The sequence below is a fragment of the Pseudomonas sp. FSL R10-1339 genome, from assembly GCF_009600545.1.
GTDB classification, from domain to species: Bacteria; Pseudomonadota; Gammaproteobacteria; order Pseudomonadales; family Pseudomonadaceae; genus Aquipseudomonas; species Aquipseudomonas bubulae.
This window is the reverse complement of record NZ_WIVQ01000189.1, coordinates 1-2,481: the sequence shown is the minus strand read 5'-3', so window position 1 is coordinate 2,481 and position 2,481 is coordinate 1. Positions and strand designations below refer to the sequence as shown.

Annotated in this window: 2 protein-coding genes; both read left to right on the top strand. The window is 46.3% G+C overall.

All coding sequences use genetic code 11. The features are described 5' to 3' along the window. Positions 1 to 790, top strand: a 790-nt coding sequence (locus GHO03_RS24150) for a hypothetical protein (protein ID WP_218574325.1), incomplete at its 5' end; no start/stop codon positions are given. Positions 791 to 862: 72 nt separating this feature from the next. Next, on the top strand, positions 863 to 1,795 hold the full coding sequence (locus GHO03_RS24145; RefSeq protein WP_153328969.1) for a replication initiation protein: 933 nt from the start codon (positions 863 to 865) through the stop codon (positions 1,793 to 1,795). The last annotated feature ends 686 nt before the right edge of the window (positions 1,796 to 2,481 follow it).

The following is a 2,481-nucleotide window of genomic DNA, read 5'->3' as shown; positions in this document are numbered from 1 at the left end:
GAGCATAATACCGGTATACGGTAATATCGAGAATTTCATTAGAACTTGTTCTAATGAAGCCGTAAGTTTGGACTTGGAGAACTCCCAAAAGAAGGGAGGGCGACCAGTTCAAAGTTATGCGCAAAGTTTTGTTTTCAGTCTTCCTCCAAGTGTGGTTAAACCAACACCGGGCGAATGGAAATCTATAACAAGCGATATCCTAAAAGAACTCGCCAAGAAGTTAGATATTGATATTAATGACTTCAAAGGTCGAGTGTTCGCTAATGTCCACGACCAAGACAATCCACATCTGAATTTAGTGGTGTCCAGAGTCGTCCAGGGCAAGACGTTGAAGGCTTTGGATCAAAAGGGAACGATAGGCGTAGCCAAGAAAGCTTTCAACGCTGCAAGCCTTGCGCGCTGTGGCTTGGACGTGTCTGCATATGAGCCTTTGCAGACGAATGTGGGTCCTCATTTAGCGAAGTGGCAATTGCAACAAAAGGACTCTGAAAAAGCATTAAAAGAAATTGGGCTAAAATCAAAAGCATTCGACAACGATATTGCCAAGACAAAAGAATATGGCAGATTATCGGCAATGCTTAACAATCAGATTGTTAAGTGGATATTCTCAATAGGGTCAGGTGATATAGGCAATGAGAATAGGCAAAAAAACAGGATTGAAAAAACAACCGAAGAATTAAGTAAGTTGAACATTTCGAAGGAACAGGCTGAACTACTTGACAGTATGTTCGAGATGGCGGAAACGAAAACCGGCAAGACCCTCGAAAATAGGGTAAGATGGAAAATATAACTTAAAAGATTCCCCTCTGTGTCCGATAGTTTGGCGACAGGAAGACACAGAGGGGGGAGGGACATAAACAGTATGACACAACTACAACTTTTTACAAGCACATTACCAGCAAAACCATATTATACAGATGACCTTGCAACTGGCTTGCACATAGCAAAAGCCGAAATTGCAAAAAAGGCAAAGTATATCCAGCATAACGGACCAACCCATATGTTATGGCTTGCGTTCGACATCGACCGTCCAGGTGCAGCAATGGACTGGTCAGATCGAGGCGCACCGGCTCCTAATCTGACCGTGATGAACAGATCAAACGCACACGCTCACGCCCTCTATGCGCTCCAAACACCAGTTCGCACAGCGCCCGATGGCAGAAAAGCCCCACTCCTGTATGCCGCTGCCGTAGAAAACGCCCTGTGCGAGCTTCTGGACGCTGATAGAGGCTATTCAGGGCTTATTGTGAAGAATCCCCTGCATCACCATTGGCAGGTAACGCAGTGGCATCACGAAGCATACGAATTGGGCGAACTGGCTGACTACCTCGACCTAAAAACCCCAGCACAGCGGAAAAAGGTCGTTGCTGACTATGGATTGGGTAGAAATTGCACCCTTTTCGAGGAACTGCGTAACTGGTCGTATCGAGCAATCCGCCAAGGCTGGCCCGCCTATCGCCAGTGGCTCGATGCCTGCGTAACCCGTGCGCAGATGATAAATCTAAATTTCTCAAACCCTCTTCCGTTCAGTGAAGTGAAGGCGACGGCTACCAGTGTGGCGAAGTGGACACACAAAAGGATCACAGAAAGCGATTTCGAATATTTCGTGGCAAAGACTCACACCAGCGAGATACAGGCACGCCGTGGTCGTTTGGGTGGGCAAGCAAAGGGTAAGACCCGCAGGGAGCAAGGCATTGAGCTAATCGCACAGGGTCGAACCGTAGAAGAAGTTATGGCAATCACTGGTGCCAGCAGAGCAACGATTTTTAATTGGAAAAACAGGATGGAGGGGTGAGAGGGGGAAACCCTGCCCAGAATCCAAGGCGCCCTACGGGCTATTATCTGATATAGGCTATTTAGACTTTTTCCTGCAAAGCCCCGAAACGAAAGGGGATTCCCCTTTTCGAATATCCCCTAAAACGTGCCTCCAACCCTCGACATGCTGCGCCAACGAGTTGGCTTGGTCTCGGGTTATCTGTGTAAGCCATCGCCTCATAACCGTGTAAGGGAATGCCCTATGCAGGGCTATTATCTGATATAGGCTTTTACAATTTTCCCACGTCGAAGCCGGTCAAAATGGCTGACCTCTGGTCAGGCTTTTTGAGGGGCTGGGCTTTTGATTTTGGCGGGTGTCGGGGCGCAGACCTGACCGCAGAGAGGAAGCCAGTGCGAAGCACAAGGCGTGAACCCGCAGGGTTCTCCTATCTAGAATTAAAACGAAATAGTGATGTTTGATTGATATTTCGATTTTAAATGGTATATATATTATATAACAATTAAAATCGAATATGACAATCAAGAACTGGTTCGTAAGAAGCGAGCGCATAAAAGATAAGCATGGAGGGTTAATTAAATACGGCAAGTATTTAGTTAACATGGAACATGCTAATCACAAGAATACCGAGAGCATAATACCGGTATACGGTAATATCGAGAATTTCATTAGAACTTGTTCTAATGAAGCCGTAAGTTTGGACTTGG